This is a genomic window from Chryseobacterium tructae, assembly GCF_030409875.1.
Taxonomy (GTDB): Bacteria; Bacteroidota; Bacteroidia; order Flavobacteriales; family Weeksellaceae; genus Chryseobacterium; species Chryseobacterium tructae.
The window spans coordinates 1,741,563-1,755,385 of the sequence record NZ_JAUFQR010000001.1 but is presented as its reverse complement, the minus strand read 5'-3'; the positions used below and the strand labels follow the sequence as shown (position 1 = coordinate 1,755,385).

Annotated in this window: 16 protein-coding genes and 3 pseudogenes; 14 read left to right on the top strand and 5 right to left on the bottom strand. The window is 38.4% G+C overall.

The window, feature by feature from the left end:
• The first annotated feature begins 1 nt into the window (after position 1).
• Both QWZ06_RS08580 and QWZ06_RS08575 read left to right on the top strand, forming a co-directional pair.
• Positions 2-769, top strand: a complete 768-nt coding sequence (locus QWZ06_RS08580; protein ID WP_290297227.1) for a RagB/SusD family nutrient uptake outer membrane protein — start codon at positions 2-4, stop codon at positions 767-769.
• Positions 769-1,467: a RagB/SusD family nutrient uptake outer membrane protein gene (locus tag QWZ06_RS08575; protein ID WP_290297225.1), complete on the top strand. Its 699-nt coding sequence runs from the start codon at positions 769-771 to the stop codon at positions 1,465-1,467. The genes QWZ06_RS08580 and QWZ06_RS08575 overlap by 1 nt, the downstream gene beginning before the upstream one ends.
• Before the next feature lie 100 nt (positions 1,468-1,567).
• On the opposite strand, the gene QWZ06_RS08570 is transcribed toward QWZ06_RS08575, so the two are convergent.
• The 3 genes from QWZ06_RS08570 to QWZ06_RS08560 all read right to left on the bottom strand — a co-directional run bounded on the left by QWZ06_RS08570 (position 1,568) and on the right by QWZ06_RS08560 (position 3,313).
• Positions 1,568-2,116: a hypothetical protein gene (locus tag QWZ06_RS08570; RefSeq protein WP_290297223.1), complete on the bottom strand. Its 549-nt coding sequence runs from the start codon at positions 2,114-2,116 to the stop codon at positions 1,568-1,570.
• 432 nt (positions 2,117-2,548) lie between these two features.
• Positions 2,549-2,827, bottom strand: coding sequence for a helix-turn-helix domain-containing protein (locus QWZ06_RS08565; protein WP_290297221.1), 279 nt, complete (start codon positions 2,825-2,827; stop codon positions 2,549-2,551).
• Between the two features lie 54 nt (positions 2,828-2,881).
• Complete coding sequence (locus tag QWZ06_RS08560; RefSeq protein WP_290297219.1) at positions 2,882-3,313, bottom strand: transposase; 432 nt, start codon at positions 3,311-3,313, stop codon at positions 2,882-2,884.
• 838 nt (positions 3,314-4,151) lie between these two features.
• Here QWZ06_RS08560 and QWZ06_RS08555 point away from each other — a divergent pair.
• From QWZ06_RS08555 to QWZ06_RS08500, 12 genes and pseudogenes are all read left to right on the top strand, one after another.
• Positions 4,152-5,377, top strand: a pseudogene (locus QWZ06_RS08555) (site-specific integrase); the annotation flags it as partial.
• Positions 5,378-6,062: 685 nt separating this feature from the next.
• A pseudogene (locus tag QWZ06_RS08550) lies at positions 6,063-6,454 on the top strand (single-stranded DNA-binding protein).
• 42 nt (positions 6,455-6,496) lie between these two features.
• A pseudogene (locus tag QWZ06_RS08545) lies at positions 6,497-7,569 on the top strand (DUF932 domain-containing protein).
• A 52-nt stretch (positions 7,570-7,621) separates the two neighbouring features.
• Positions 7,622-8,005, top strand: a complete 384-nt coding sequence (locus QWZ06_RS08540; protein ID WP_290297217.1) for a hypothetical protein — start codon at positions 7,622-7,624, stop codon at positions 8,003-8,005.
• 24 nt (positions 8,006-8,029) lie between these two features.
• Entirely contained in the window at positions 8,030-8,512 is a 483-nt protein-coding gene (locus QWZ06_RS08535) for a DUF1281 family ferredoxin-like fold protein (RefSeq protein ID WP_290297214.1), read from the top strand.
• Between the two features lie 11 nt (positions 8,513-8,523).
• Entirely contained in the window at positions 8,524-8,862 is a 339-nt protein-coding gene (locus QWZ06_RS08530) for a molybdenum ABC transporter ATP-binding protein (RefSeq protein WP_290297212.1), read from the top strand.
• A gap of 10 nt (positions 8,863-8,872) precedes the next feature.
• Complete coding sequence (locus QWZ06_RS08525; protein WP_290297210.1) at positions 8,873-9,067, top strand: hypothetical protein; 195 nt, start codon at positions 8,873-8,875, stop codon at positions 9,065-9,067.
• 12 nt (positions 9,068-9,079) lie between these two features.
• Positions 9,080-9,682, top strand: a complete 603-nt coding sequence (locus QWZ06_RS08520; protein ID WP_290297207.1) for a PRTRC system protein E — start codon at positions 9,080-9,082, stop codon at positions 9,680-9,682.
• 23 nt (positions 9,683-9,705) lie between these two features.
• Complete coding sequence (locus tag QWZ06_RS08515; RefSeq protein ID WP_290297206.1) at positions 9,706-9,924, top strand: PRTRC system protein C; 219 nt, start codon at positions 9,706-9,708, stop codon at positions 9,922-9,924.
• 17 nt (positions 9,925-9,941) lie between these two features.
• Positions 9,942-11,096, top strand: coding sequence for a hypothetical protein (locus QWZ06_RS08510; protein ID WP_290297204.1), 1,155 nt, complete (start codon positions 9,942-9,944; stop codon positions 11,094-11,096).
• Between the two features lie 10 nt (positions 11,097-11,106).
• Positions 11,107-11,820, top strand: a complete 714-nt coding sequence (locus QWZ06_RS08505; RefSeq protein WP_290297203.1) for a PRTRC system protein B — start codon at positions 11,107-11,109, stop codon at positions 11,818-11,820.
• Positions 11,817-12,623 carry a PRTRC system ThiF family protein gene (locus QWZ06_RS08500; RefSeq protein WP_290297201.1) on the top strand — a complete coding sequence of 269 codons (807 nt, stop codon included), beginning with the start codon at positions 11,817-11,819 and terminating at the stop codon, positions 12,621-12,623. The genes QWZ06_RS08505 and QWZ06_RS08500 overlap by 4 nt, the downstream gene beginning before the upstream one ends.
• Positions 12,624-12,899: 276 nt before the next feature.
• Here the strand turns inward: QWZ06_RS08500 and QWZ06_RS08495 are convergent, their stop codons facing one another.
• Positions 12,900-13,337 carry a response regulator gene (locus QWZ06_RS08495; RefSeq protein WP_290297199.1) on the bottom strand — a complete coding sequence of 146 codons (438 nt, stop codon included), beginning with the start codon at positions 13,335-13,337 and terminating at the stop codon, positions 12,900-12,902.
• Positions 13,334-13,612 (bottom strand): hypothetical protein, encoded by a 279-nt coding sequence (locus QWZ06_RS08490; RefSeq protein WP_290297197.1) that lies wholly within the window; start codon positions 13,610-13,612, stop codon positions 13,334-13,336. The genes QWZ06_RS08495 and QWZ06_RS08490 overlap by 4 nt, the downstream gene beginning before the upstream one ends.
• Positions 13,613-13,823: the final 211 nt, after the last annotated feature.

Sequence of the window (13,823 nt, the reverse complement as noted above, 5' to 3'; positions counted from 1 at the left end):
TATGAAAACAATAAAATACTTTATATCAGCATTAGCCGTAGGCCTTATTACAACCGGGTGTGCTAATGATCTTAATACATTGCCGGAGGGAGATATCTCCGGTGAGCAACTGAATGAAGACCAGTCAAAGCCTGAAAAAATCCTGGGCGGAATTTATCTTGATCTTCGCAGTAATGGCGCAGGAGGAAACATTAGTTCTCACTCTGATTTCGGGATTATGGGAATAAAGGCAGGTGCAGATTTAATGTCCAATGATTTGATACAAGCAAAAAATCAGCATTTGGGAATGTTTTATAATTATGAAGCTACCAATGCCAGTAATATTGCTTCGGAAATTGTATGGACTACCTTCTATGCAAGAATATTTATCATCAATAAATTACTTAATGATTTAAAAGGTGATGAAAGTCCTAAAAACAAAGCTATTAAGGGACAATTACTTGCTCTAAGAGCCTATTCTTATTTTTATCTGATCCGTTTTTATGCTAATGATTATAAGGGACATCAGTCTGATCCGGGACTTCCTTTGGTTCTTACCACCAATAATCCCAGCCAGGGACTTCCAAGATCTACAGTTGCAGAAGTATACTCACAAATTGGTCAGGATATTGAAGAATCTATTGTTCTTTTGGAAAGTTTGCACGCCCATCAAGAGCTCAGATCGATCAAAGAACAGCTAAAGCCATTGCCGCAGAAATATTCCTGCAAACAGGAGACTATGCAAAAGCTGGAAAATATGCTGCAGACAGCAAGCAAGGGATTGCTCTAATGAATGAAGATGATTATACAACCACCGGATTTTCCAATATCAGTAACCCTGAAGTGATCTGGGGATTCCATAATACGATTTCTACCATGAGTACAGGAAACTATTATGCTTCTTTCTTCTCAATGTTTGATAATACCAATGAGGGATATGCCGGAGCAGCTCAGATTTATAAGCTTATTGACAAACGTCTGTATGATGCAATTCCCAATACAGATTACCGTAAAAAAGTTTTTAACGGAAGTCAGCCAGCCAAATATACCTTCAATGGAAAAACCAAAAATTATCCTGCTTATGTAAGCTGGAAGTTTAAAGACCCTAGTTTGTTTGAAGGTGATTATATCTACATCAGAGCTTCTTCCTTATATTACATAGAAGCGGAAGCTCTGGCAAGACAAGGAAGAGAAGCGGAAGCAAAACAGGTATTATTTGAAATCGCGTCCAAAAGAGATAAAGCTTACCCATTGTCTACCCAAACAGGAGCCAATCTGATTAATGAAATCATCCTGCAAAAAAGAATTGAACTTTGGGGTGAAGGCTATGCGTGGTTTGATATGAAACGATTAAATACCCCTTTAGAAAGAATATATACAGGAACCAACCACACATTTGGAAGATTTAACCTGACACCGGATAAATTCAAGTTCCAAATCCCAAATAAAGAGATTAATAATAACCCCCAAATCAAACAGAATGAATAGATAAAACCTTACAAAACAATTTTAATATATTTCAAGCAAGACACCATTCTCAATAAATGGTGTCTTTTTTTATAATGATGTTTCTATCTTTTTTCGATTGTTATTTTTCAGTAAGAAATTTATATCTAACAACGAGAGTATCAAGAATTCCGACACAGAGATAATAGATTCCACCTGCTAACATATTTGCAGGGAGATCAGAATAGAATGTATGAAAAAATATTGATACCAGTAAAATGAAAAACCACAGGATCAACTTTGCAGAAAAAACTCCGGCAACCCGGGATATCATCTCATCATCTTTCACTGTTTTAGACTGAACCAGGCACTGAACCAAGGTAATCAGGTATCCGTAAAGCAGTTCTTCTTCTTTCACTAAATCAAAGAACCAAAAATAAAAAACAGGCATCGCTGCTACTAACAGCCAAATAAAAAGTTTTAGAAACAATCCGGCTTTAAACTCTTTAGTAAGAATAAGTGTTGAGATAATAAACAAAGGAAAAACAATAAACACTGAATACAGCATATATTTATAAGTCAGAAGGACTTCAGTTTTTATTTCATCTGAAATCCAGAACATCCGAAAATATAAAAAAGACAAATAGAAAGAGTTCAGTCCAAAAGCAAACGGCAATACTCTATGTCTCATAAAAAATGGCTGTTAATCTGGTTATACAATGATTGCATTCGGATTTTAGCCAATTTATAAAAATATGCATTCAATACAGCACTTATAATTTAGACTAAAAAAATAGCACCATTTATATCAATGATGCTATTCATACAATTTGATGATCAATAGAGTTAATCTTTTCTTCTTTATTTATTTTTCTAATCTCCTTAGTTTAGTCCTAGAAGTATTGAACATATCACATACTCTAACATTGATATTAAAAATACAAACATTTGTTTAATGGATTTTATGCTTCCGATCATAAAGCCTACGACCTTTTAAACGGGTAATATTTCTAAAAATTATGTACGAAAGTAGGAATACTGATATTTTAATCAATAAAAAATCTCAGAATCAAAGTTCTGAGATCAAGGTTATAATTGAATTTAAAATAAAAAGATTCTGAAATTATACATAGATTCTTTTCCATTTAGTTATAGTATTCCTACTGATCTTAAACAAAAGTGAAAGATCTTTATTGCTACAGGGATTTTTTTTCTGATAATTCAAAATTTCAAGAATTGAATTTTTATCATAAGACTTATGCCTTTGATTCTGATTGCTTTTATGATCTCCAAAAATCATGGTATTAAGCATAATGACATCCAGGGTTTCCAGTTCTTCTTTATTCAGAACTTCGGCACATATTTCTTTCTTTTCAGGATATTTCAATTCTAGTATATCCATATAAAGCTTCTTATAATCGGGTCTTATAGCGTCTCTCATTATATTAATATTTACTTAAAAATCAGACACAATCTGATGTTTTGTAATCCATTTATAAAGTGTTGTTTTAGGAATTCTGTAATCACTTACAACCTCCCGTTTTGTTTTTTTTCCTGTTTTTATAAGTTCTAATATAAATTCAATGAGTTCATCAGAATAAATGTTTTTTCTGAACTGCATAGATTGGGATTTCTCTTTATTCTTAATCGGATTAGGATATTGAGGAGTATAAAGAATCAAATGCTGAGAGTATATTCTAAAAAAATCATACCTCAGAAGTTTAGACCATTTCAGAAGATCTCCGGTAGGAAGCTCTTGTTTTGTAAACATTTCTAAAACAGCATTTTCAGGAATCCTGAACACTTCTGCAAGATGCCTTACTGTAATTTCCATTTCCTCTACTTTACTTTTGATAAGTTCTCCTATATGGATTTTTTTATATAGCATATGTATTATTTAGTTTTATAAGTAAAGCAAATACTATTACTTATGTTTATGTTATTCTAATAAAGAGCCCTGTTACTCCGGTACGAGGGAAGAATACGCGGCAGAGCTCTGATAATATAGTGGTGTGTTTTTAGAATCTATTAAACTGTGATTGACTTATTTTAATGAATTACTACAAGAGCACTCAATAATACAAATGAATCCCAACCAACAACTAGGCTTTTTACTAGTGTTATAGAACATTTTTCTCAGAAATACCTTTCTTATCTCCAGTGCCTATAAGGAGATTGAAGGATATAAGTATGAATTCCAACCTGGGAATACAAGCCATAAGAAAATAACGCCAGCATTAGTGTTAACAAATTTGTTTTCATAATTTAATATTAATATTGTTTTATTGGTATATATTATTTATAAATGAAAAAACAACAACAAAATTCACATTATGACTCTTACATTTAATCGTTCTTGTTTCTAGTATAAATTTGAAACAAATGAGATCAAGTTGCCAAAAAACATAGTTCTACAAATGTCCTTCAATACAATAACACGCTGATTATCAATAAAATATTTTATTAAAAAAAGATTAATAAAAAGCAAAAATAGGCAAAGCGGTTAAAACCGTTACTATACAGCGGTTTTTAAAATTGTAGTCTAAAGTTGGAGGTCGGTGTACGGTAGGTTTTGGGCTTAAAATGACATGGTTAGGTTACTAAATCATTACCTGTTTAGCTTGGCAATGATTGGTGTAAATAGTTATAATTCAGCAATTTGCATTATTTTTCATATTTCCTTGTAACTCATTGATAGTTAATTTTAAACATTAAACAATTGAGTTATGGAAACAGTGAAAAGATCTACCTTCAAGCTATTATTTTACTTGAAGAAAAACGAACCAAAGAAAAACGGTAATGTCCCTATTATGGGTAGGATTACCATTGACGGAACCCCTAAAACATTTGGTGCCAAACTGGAAATTGATCCCAATAGCTGGGATTTGAAACATGGGCGTGTATTGGGCAAGAGCAACCAGGCATTAAGCACCAACCAGAAATTGGATAAAATCCGAGTACGTATCAATAAGATTTATGATGATATGTTGAAAGACGAAGGTTTTGCAACTTCACAGAAAGTTAAGCTTTCGTTTCTCGGCGTAGGTGTTATGGACGATGCCATCCTTAAAGTGTTTAGGGAACAGAATACAGATTTTGAAAAAATGGTTAGCAAAGGCAAACGTTCGCAGAACACCTATAACAAGTACAAGACTGTTTACAGCCACCTTAGCATATTTATCAGGGAACGTTATCATAGGGATGATATGGCCTTTAGGGAATTAACAGCAGATTTATCAGAGAGTTTGACTTCTTCCTACGCATCGACCAGGATTGCACCCACAATACTGTTTGGGTTTATACCATGCCGGTTATTGCCCTTGCCGACCTTGCCATCAAAAAAGGACTGATACGTCAAAATCCTTTTGAGGATTATGAAATAAGCATGGAAGAAACAGATCGTAGCTATCTTCTCAAAGAGGGAGTTGAAAAGTTGATGTTTCTAAAAACTTCAGACCCAAAGTTCGAACTTGTAAAAGACCTGTTTATTTTCAGTTGCTTCACAGGGCTTTCATACATTGATATTAAAAAGCTGAGATCAGGCAATATCCAGTCATTCTTTGACGGTCACCAATGGATCATAAGCAGGAGAAAGAAATCGGATGTTGCTTCCAACGTCAGGTTAATGGAAATTCCAAAACTGCTGATAGAAAAATATCAGGGAACCACACGTAATGAATTTATATTTCCCGTTCCAGCAAATGCAACCTGTAACAACCACGTTAAAAAACTGATTGGCGAAGCGGAGATTATTACTGAAAATAAGGTGACCTTTCACACGGCAAGGCATACTTTCGCCACAATGTTCCTGACGGAAGGTGTACCCCTTGAAAGCCTTAGTAAAATGATGGGACACAAGAATATTTCGACCACCCAGATATATGCGAAAATAACCAGTCAAAAAATAAGTAAGGATATGGACTTGGTATCGCCAAAGTTTGCGGCTCTAGAAAGTGCTTTTGTAAATATGCAGCAAGAAAATATTATTACAGGTGGAGTTGTTACCGATGAAAAGGAATTTGAACTTGTCACCTTATAATTTTTAGTGTTTACATCAAAGCAGGATTTAACGATCCTGCTTTTTTTATGCCCATACCTGAGAGCCCAAAAAACATACTACAAACATCTTTTTAGCATTTAGCAATCTCCATTACGTGGCCAACGGCGGCCACCCTGAGGGAAAACAGGGCACTTAAAAGTGCTTTTAAAATTCAGCCTCGATGGCTGCATGCTTTCTGACCACATCGGGCCATTTCCCCAATGCCATTTTCACCACCTTCCACATAGTTTTTATCCAAGAACCGGTATGCTGTTTTTGTCCCATTTCAAGAGCAAAGGTATGATCGTGTTCTTAACGCAACAGCAAGGTCATGCCCTCCGGGTTTGCAAAATAATCTCCACCCAAGGGTAGTATTTTTTTGGCAAAACCTTGCTGCTGCTAAACACTAACCTTTTATGCTCGTGAAACGATACAAAGCATACTCCGGCTCTTTACACGAATAAAAAAAATGTCAGAATTGAAAATTATCAGCATTGGAAATGGAAAAAGTGAAACGAAAACAAGCACCTCCTCTCATTGCCGAATAAATCAAATCAAAAAAATCAAACAGGAATTTAACAACGTAAAATCGAAAATTATGAACATCACAGGTAGATTGACAAGAGATGCGGAAGTACGCACAACGTCACAGGAAAAACAGGTAGTAAACTTTTCAGTAGCGACAAACGACAGCTACCGTAACAAGCAGGGCGAACGCATTGAGCAGACAACCTATTTCGACTGCTCCTATTGGATAACGCCAAACGTAGCAAGGCTACTCAAAAAGGGACTTTGGTAGAACTATCTGGCAGGGTAAGCACGAGAGCTTGGACTGGGAATGACGGAGAACCGAGAGCAGGATTAAATTTCCATACCTCTAACATCAAACTGCACGGAGGTAGCAGAAAAACGGAAACAGTACAAGCTACTGCACAAGCCGAAAACAACAAAGCTACAGCACAGGAAACAGAGGACGACCTCCCATTCTAAAACAACTATTCATTCAATTTTTTAACATCAAAATTTAGCATTATGGCACATAATATCAATTTCAACGAGAGAACAGGACGTTATTCATTTTTTAGCGTACAACAAAAAGCGTGGCACGGTTGGGGCAAATCGTGGAGCAATACCCGACAAGTGAGGAAGCTATCCAACACGCAGGGTTAGATTACGAGGTAGTTAAATCCCCACTGTTTACCAAAGGATCGGGCATTATCGAAACTTCGAGCGGTATTGAGATAGGCAGTAGCGAATTGGAAGTACCCAACTATTTCGCCAACATACGCACCGATAACAATGCAGTATTGGGCGTAGTCGGTAAAGATTACCATATCGTTCAAAATAGAGAAGCCTTTAATTTCTTTGATGCTATCGTAGGCGGTGGCGAGGGTATTCTGTACGAAACCGCAGGAGCATTGGGCAACGGAGAACGCATTTTTATCACAGCCAAACTGCCCGACTATATCCGTGTAGGCAATGGCGATGACGTGACCGAAAAGTACATTTTCCTGACCACTTCGCACGATGGTAGCGGAAGTATCACAGCCGCATTTACGCCCATTAGGATTGTATGCCAAAACACGCTGAATGCCTCACTACGCAGCATGACCAATGTAGTCCGTATAAAACATACTTCGGGAGCGAAACAGCGTATCGAGAATGCCCACAAGATTTTGGGATTGGCTAACACATTGAGCAATCAGTTAGAGGGCATTTTCAACGAGTGGGCAAAAGTAAAGGTATCAGACCGAGAGGTAAGAAAGCTAATACAGTTGGCACTTTGCCCGAACAAAGAAACGCTTGACCTTATCAAAAAAGGTGCAGAGGATGAAATCTCCACCGTGTTCAAAAACACCGTTGATGATGCGTTTAGCTATGCGATGATAAGCGATACCCAACAAATGGACACCACCAAAGGCACATTGTTCGGAGCGTACAATGCCGTGACAGGTTACTATCAGAACGTAAGAAATTACAAGAATGATGAAGCCAAATTACAGAGCATTGTATTGGGTGGAACGGCTCAAATCAAATCACAGAAAGCATTTGAATTGTGTACCGCATTTGCTTTGGACGGTGCGGAAATCCTAAACCTTAATTAAATAACCACAGGCTACCGCCTTAATCGGTGGTAGCCTACTATAAACCAAAGCAATGACAATAGGGATATATAAGGCAACGCTGAAACACGATACAGGCACAACAACGCTCAGAGTAGTATCACTAAGCGGAAAGCAGGGAGCGATACAGCAGATAACAACCGCAGAGGGTTGTCCCGAATGTGCCATTGTGGACATAGTAGAAATTTTTAACGATACAAGACGGCAGGATATGAAAGCAAAAACAATCGAGGAAGCGAAAAGTCTGGCGAAGACAAAGAGCCTTGAAAAGAAGCATAAGGACGATAGCATATTTATTATTTACTGCAATCGTACAGCGTATTTCTATATCGACACGGACGGTTTAATACGCCTTTGGGAAAAGTCGCACGGTTACTATGTAAATGGTATTTATACCGCTGATAAATCACACGCATAACTATTAATATTAAAACATTTGATTATGGCAAATTGGTGTAGCAATGCGGTTGTTTTCGAGGGAGAACCCGAAGCAATCGAACAGATACAACAGCTATTCAAGGCAATGGCTAAAAAACAGGAAAAAGAAGAATGCGGTCAACTGCCCGACTTCGTAGAGGATAGCAATGGCGGTTATTTCTTCAACATCTATTGGAACGAGGGAGATACAGGGATTTTTCAGTACGAAACAAAATGGTCGCCCAATACCGAAGTGCTGAAAAAGATAGCAGAACACTATAACGTGAGTTTCTCACAGGACTATGAGGAAATGGGCAACCTTGTATATGGCAGTGCAAACTATTCTGACAAGCTACTCACGGATATTTATTTGGAATACGAGGACTTTGAAAAGTTTCAGTTTGAAGAAGAAACCGATACCTACCATTTTGAGGGCGAACAACACGAAAGTGATTGCGACATACTGGAAACTCTATTGGAACGGAAAATTGAAAATCATCAACATTAAACCCAAGTACAATGAAAACGGAAACAATAGCCACAAAGTTTGTACGCCACGATGTACCCGAACTGCAATCCCTGCAATACGCTAAAGTATACCTGCTAAGGGAGAAATTGAACAAGGGCGAAAAGATGAACCGAGCCGAGAAAAATTGGCTTGCGGAAGCCGTAAACCGAAATGCCTTTTTCAAAAGAGCCGTTCCATTGCAGGGTTATCGGTTTGGGTTTGAAGATGTGCTGAAAACCTATTTGGTAAAGCAGTACGACAGTTGGCACGAATACAATGCCCCCGACAAAACAAGCCTTAGAACCATTGTTTACGGCAGGATTGACCAAATCGCAGAAATCACAAATTAATAGGATAGAAATGTACATCACAGATTTAAACGGTTGCCTAATTGAAGTAACAGACCTTGACGAAGCCATTAAAATAACGGCAGATTACAAGGAATACAGGCACAGGGACAAAAGTCTTTCCGACTTCGACAAAAAGCAAATAGCCTATTGGACGGATATGTATGAGAAACTGACAGCAATCAAAGAACAAGTAACAACACATTAAAATTTTAGAACGATGAATACCAATTTTTTTAATCAGATACAGCAGTTGGACTTTACAGGAGTATTGCAACTGAACATTTCCAAAGGGATAGAAAGCAACCTAATTGTAACGGTATTACTCAACAACGAGCAATGCGGAGATAATGCCAAAAACCTAATTCCCCCATTAACATTTAATGCCACACCGCAGGAGTTTGACGACGGCTTTTTTGAGCAGATAACTACGCCTATCCAAACCATTTCGGGCGTAATGGTAGATATGGAAAAATTCCTAAAGCAAATGGAGGAAGTCAAAAAACAATCGGCAATGGAAAAGGAAAAATCCGATAAGGAAAAGAAAGAAAAGGAAGCCAAAGACAAGAAGTACAAAGAAGCAATGGCAAAGGCTGATGAACTGGAGGTAGCCGGCAAATTCCGTGAAGCGTGGATGAAAGTGCCGAACCTTGCCGATTTTCCCGAATATGCAGAAGCCATACGCAAACGTAAAACTTCCCTATCTGACAAATTCGCTACACCGAGCCTTTTCGGTGCAACGGAAGAAGCAACACCCGAAGCACCGCAAGCGGAAGAAGTTACAGACGATTATCCGATAGACGACACGGACGAAGAAGAATAGTGTTAACCTAAAAATCAAAGAATATGTTATTAGCAACGCAACTACAGAGAGTTTTTATAGTGAACGACAAGGGGCAGGAAATCAAGCTGACCGACCCCGAACCAAAATGGAGCGTACAGGCGGTATTGAATTTCTATTCCAATACATACCCCATATTGACCACCGCAAAAGTATCAGCACCACAAATCAAGGACGATACGGTACAGTACCGTTTTGAGAGTGCTATGGGAACAAAAGGTTAAACCAAAACAGTAAAACAATGACTTATGCAACGACATACCATATCGGGAACATTCAAAATGCCCCAAGAAACCAAGCAACGGCAATTGCACCGCCAGTTAAACGAGTTCGCAAACTGGATGCAAAGACCCAAGGACGCAAACGAAATCAAAAAGGACAAACAGCAGTCCGTACCGAAAGCTATGTTGCCAATGGTTTTCTAAAGACTTCCTTTCTGCAAAGATTGGAAGAAACGGAAACCGTACAGGCTTGCAGGGACAATGCCAAAATGGAACGGGATTTTTATACCTCCCTTTCCCAACTCGCAGAGCATTACGGTATCACTCCCAAACCCACGCAATCTTTGGGTTATCCCTACAATATTGCACTGGCTTTAAAAGATGCGGAAGAACAGCTAAAGCAGAAAGTGAAGGATTGGGAAGAAATCAGACTGGTACAGGATAGCAAGAAAACCTTTTTCACAACCGAAGAACGATACAGTACAGGTTCAACGCTTTACTATATTCCAGTATTACCGCTGTATCGTTGGCTGAAAGACCCCAAGCGAAAACATACCGCCCAATTGCTTCTATCGGTTTGCAGTTACCTGTACCACCTTGCCGATATTCCGTATTACAGGCAGGAAAGCAGTTACCTATATTGGATGTACGAAATGCAAAAGGATTGGGTAACAGAGGACGATTACGGAGAGGATACAGAAAACAATCTCGGTGAATTTGCACAAGCCGAATGGATTGGCGACTGCATGGAAAAGAAGATATATCACAATGCCAATCTAAAGCATTTTAAAGAGCGTTTAGACCGTTTTAAAGCCAAAGATACCATAGATAAGGATTGCTTGAAAGTAGCACAGGAAGCCTACGCCATTTATCAGCAGTACCCAAGTGAAAGCATATTACGCAACGCCAAACCAAATGGCGAAGCAAACGAAGAAGACATGGAAAATATCATATCAATGGAAAAATATATTTCTTTCTGTGCCGATGGCAAAGGATGGCTGATGGATAATCTTGTCGAATCGGTAAACAACGAATTGCAGGAATACGGACAGATGGAAGAACCCATGATTATCAAACGATTTGACGGAAGCGACATCACCGCAAATACATTGGAATTTGAGAACCGCCTGTTACCGATGATTGACGAACTGACCTACATATTAAACAATTTTTAAAACAGAAGCTATGAACGACATAACACAGGATTTCGGAACGCTTTACTATCCTAAATCGGCATTGGTTTTTTATCAAACCACAGGAAAGGGCAACGATACGTATGTAGAGCATTTTGATATGGACAAAAACGGTACGCCTATAAATGCACACCCTTTGACCGTACAGGAAGCAAACCGACTTGCAAAGGCATTGAAGACCGCAAAAGAGGAAAAAGACCCTTTATTGAAACCGCAGGGAATTATTGGAAGCCATATTTTACATTTTGACCCGAGTGGCAATAAGGTGGTTTGGTTTACAAAAGCCATGCAGAGGGAATTGCATTTTACAGAAAGTTTGGGTATCCCAAAAGGCAGGGCAAATGTACCGCCTATGTTGTGGATAGCGAACCGCAACGGTTTGGCGGTATTTGCTCTGACAGGCGACCGCAGACCGACCGAAAAAACAACTTTATACAATGCTCCCTTTTTTAACGTGTACGAGGATGGAAATGTATGTATGGGAACGGTAGATGTGAGGATTAAAAAAACGGCATCGTTGGAAGAATTCATAAGCGAATGGGAAGGTTTTTTCTTCAATAGCTATTTCAGCCACCTCATGCACGATTTTAACCCGATAAAAGGAAATTGCGTAAGCCTTTGGGAAAACCTTATCGCCACAGGCGAAGCCTTTCCAATGGAAGTTTTGACCAAAAGTAAGCTAACCTTAAAAAATATATTGCGATGAACACAGAAAAAATAAAAGTCCATTTTACGGACAATAGTTTGATAAATCCTACCAATCCCATATCGGTAAACCTTATCGGTGCAGGTGGCACAGGTTCAAAGGTTTTGACCGCCCTAATGGAAATGAACCACAGTTTCATTGCATTGGGACACGCAGGATTGTCCGTTCGCCTTTGGGACGATGATGTTATTACAGAAGCAAATTTGGGCAGACAGCGTTTTGCAGAATGTGAGGTCGGATTATATAAATCCGTTGCACTCATCAACCGAGCCAACCGTTTTTCGGGTACGAACTGGAAAGCCGAAACACAGAAGTTTGAAAAAGACACTATCGGTAAACTTGAAAACGTACAGGCTACTATCTTTATAACCTGTGTGGATAGCGTACAGGCGAGGTTTGGTATTGCCGAAATACTTAATGAAATGAATAACGGAAAATATCATCACAACAAACCCAAATACTGGTTAGATTATGGCAACAGTCAGCATACAGGGCAGGTATTGTTATCTACCATAGGCGATGTTCCGCAACCGAGTTCAGACCGATTTGAAACAATCGCCAATCTGCCAATGGTAACGGAAGAATTTGGCGACCTGCTGAAACAGTCCGAGCAGGAAGATGATACGCCAAGTTGCTCACTGGCAGAAGCATTGGAGAAGCAGGATTTGTTTATCAATTCCGCATTGGCTCAAATGGGTTGCTCCTTATTGTGGGGATTGTTCCGCAACGGATTGACCGAAAACAGGGGTTTTTTCCTAAATCTGAAAGATTTCCGCTCACAGCCCATTTCAGTCGCCAGATAGCAAAATCGGGCGGCAAAAATGCAATTCCTTACTACGGTCGGAAACGCATTTTTGCATCCAAAAAAGGTGCAGCCACTTTGCTAAAAATCTTCCATTTCATTCTTCCATTTCCCTATTTTTCTCAAATAGGTTGCGTTCAGGTTTCAGGGATATTCGTTATCCCTTTTGTTATTATAGCGAACTTCTTTTCTTTCCACATCTGCGACCAAAGAAAAGAAGCAAAAGAACGTCGCTTAATTATAATAGATATTTTAGGCTATTAAGGTTGCAAGATTATTAGTTACTAAAATATTCCTTTGCAATTTTCGACACTCCCACACTAAAATATCTTTCGCCGTTATAAACCACCTCAATAGCTTTTTTAAGTTCGTCTGGGTCTGCACCTTTTAACACATAGCCGTCAGCTCCGCATTCAAGCATTTTCAAAACATCTTTTTCTTCATCGTTCACACTGAATGCAATAATTTTGATAGCTGGATATTTTTTACTTAATATTTCAGTCAATTCAAATCCGTTCATCACAGGCATATTAACATCCACAATGCAAACATCAGGAATAAGGTGGCTTCTTTCTATTTTTTCTAAAGCTAATACGCCATTTTCTACTTCAAACATCATAGCAAAACCAAAGCTATCCAGAAATTGGCAGATACCATTTCTAAGCATATCGTGGTCGTCAATAATGGCGACCCTAATTATTTGTTCTTTTTTCATTTTCTATTATTTCGTTTAAATAGGTTAAAAAATCCGAGATTGGATTTAGATAAATCAGTGGTTCTATCATTATGAGGCATGCCATCGTCAAACGCAATATCCCTAATCTTAAATCTGGAAAGCCATTTCTTGAAATGAGCTATATCATCAGGTTTAAAACGTACGATTTCACCATTTTTGAGGGAGATAATAAAAATATCTATACAGAAGGAGAATGCTGATAGCTGTGACGCAGGATGGTCAAAATCAGGGTATAAAATATGCTCGTTATCCATAGCCTTAATGTTTTTTAGGTTGTGGAAGCCTTGCACAAAAAAGAAGCGCAGGCAACTACACTTACCGCACATTGAGGTACTGGTATACCCGACAACGAATAAGCGAGCGCCCACGCCTTTGGCATGAGCGTTCTTCCTTATCGTCCCGTTGTCTAAAAATTACCAGTTTTCAATGTGGGACTTAAAGCAAAAACACTTTAAGATTTTCTAT

What these genes read in the sequence shown, in the direction of transcription:
- QWZ06_RS08495 (WP_290297199.1), bottom strand. Translation starts at nt 13,337, where the DNA reads ATGAAAAAAGAACAAATAATTAGGGTCGCCATTATTGACGACCACGAT.
- QWZ06_RS08505 (WP_290297203.1), top strand. Translation starts at nt 11,107, where the DNA reads ATGAACGACATAACACAGGATTTCGGAACGCTTTACTATCCTAAATCG.
- QWZ06_RS08525 (WP_290297210.1), top strand. Translation starts at nt 8,873, where the DNA reads ATGTACATCACAGATTTAAACGGTTGCCTAATTGAAGTAACAGACCTT.
- QWZ06_RS08575 (WP_290297225.1), top strand. Translation starts at nt 769, where the DNA reads ATGAATGAAGATGATTATACAACCACCGGATTTTCCAATATCAGTAAC.
- QWZ06_RS08520 (WP_290297207.1), top strand. Translation starts at nt 9,080, where the DNA reads ATGAATACCAATTTTTTTAATCAGATACAGCAGTTGGACTTTACAGGA.
- QWZ06_RS08540 (WP_290297217.1), top strand. Translation starts at nt 7,622, where the DNA reads ATGACAATAGGGATATATAAGGCAACGCTGAAACACGATACAGGCACA.
- QWZ06_RS08515 (WP_290297206.1), top strand. Translation starts at nt 9,706, where the DNA reads ATGTTATTAGCAACGCAACTACAGAGAGTTTTTATAGTGAACGACAAG.
- QWZ06_RS08490 (WP_290297197.1), bottom strand. Translation starts at nt 13,612, where the DNA reads ATGGATAACGAGCATATTTTATACCCTGATTTTGACCATCCTGCGTCA.
- QWZ06_RS08530 (WP_290297212.1), top strand. Translation starts at nt 8,524, where the DNA reads ATGAAAACGGAAACAATAGCCACAAAGTTTGTACGCCACGATGTACCC.
- QWZ06_RS08500 (WP_290297201.1), top strand. Translation starts at nt 11,817, where the DNA reads ATGAACACAGAAAAAATAAAAGTCCATTTTACGGACAATAGTTTGATA.
- QWZ06_RS08570 (WP_290297223.1), bottom strand. Translation starts at nt 2,116, where the DNA reads ATGAGACATAGAGTATTGCCGTTTGCTTTTGGACTGAACTCTTTCTAT.
- QWZ06_RS08535 (WP_290297214.1), top strand. Translation starts at nt 8,030, where the DNA reads ATGGCAAATTGGTGTAGCAATGCGGTTGTTTTCGAGGGAGAACCCGAA.
- QWZ06_RS08580 (WP_290297227.1), top strand. Translation starts at nt 2, where the DNA reads ATGAAAACAATAAAATACTTTATATCAGCATTAGCCGTAGGCCTTATT.
- QWZ06_RS08565 (WP_290297221.1), bottom strand. Translation starts at nt 2,827, where the DNA reads ATGGATATACTAGAATTGAAATATCCTGAAAAGAAAGAAATATGTGCC.
- QWZ06_RS08560 (WP_290297219.1), bottom strand. Translation starts at nt 3,313, where the DNA reads ATGCTATATAAAAAAATCCATATAGGAGAACTTATCAAAAGTAAAGTA.
- QWZ06_RS08510 (WP_290297204.1), top strand. Translation starts at nt 9,942, where the DNA reads ATGACTTATGCAACGACATACCATATCGGGAACATTCAAAATGCCCCA.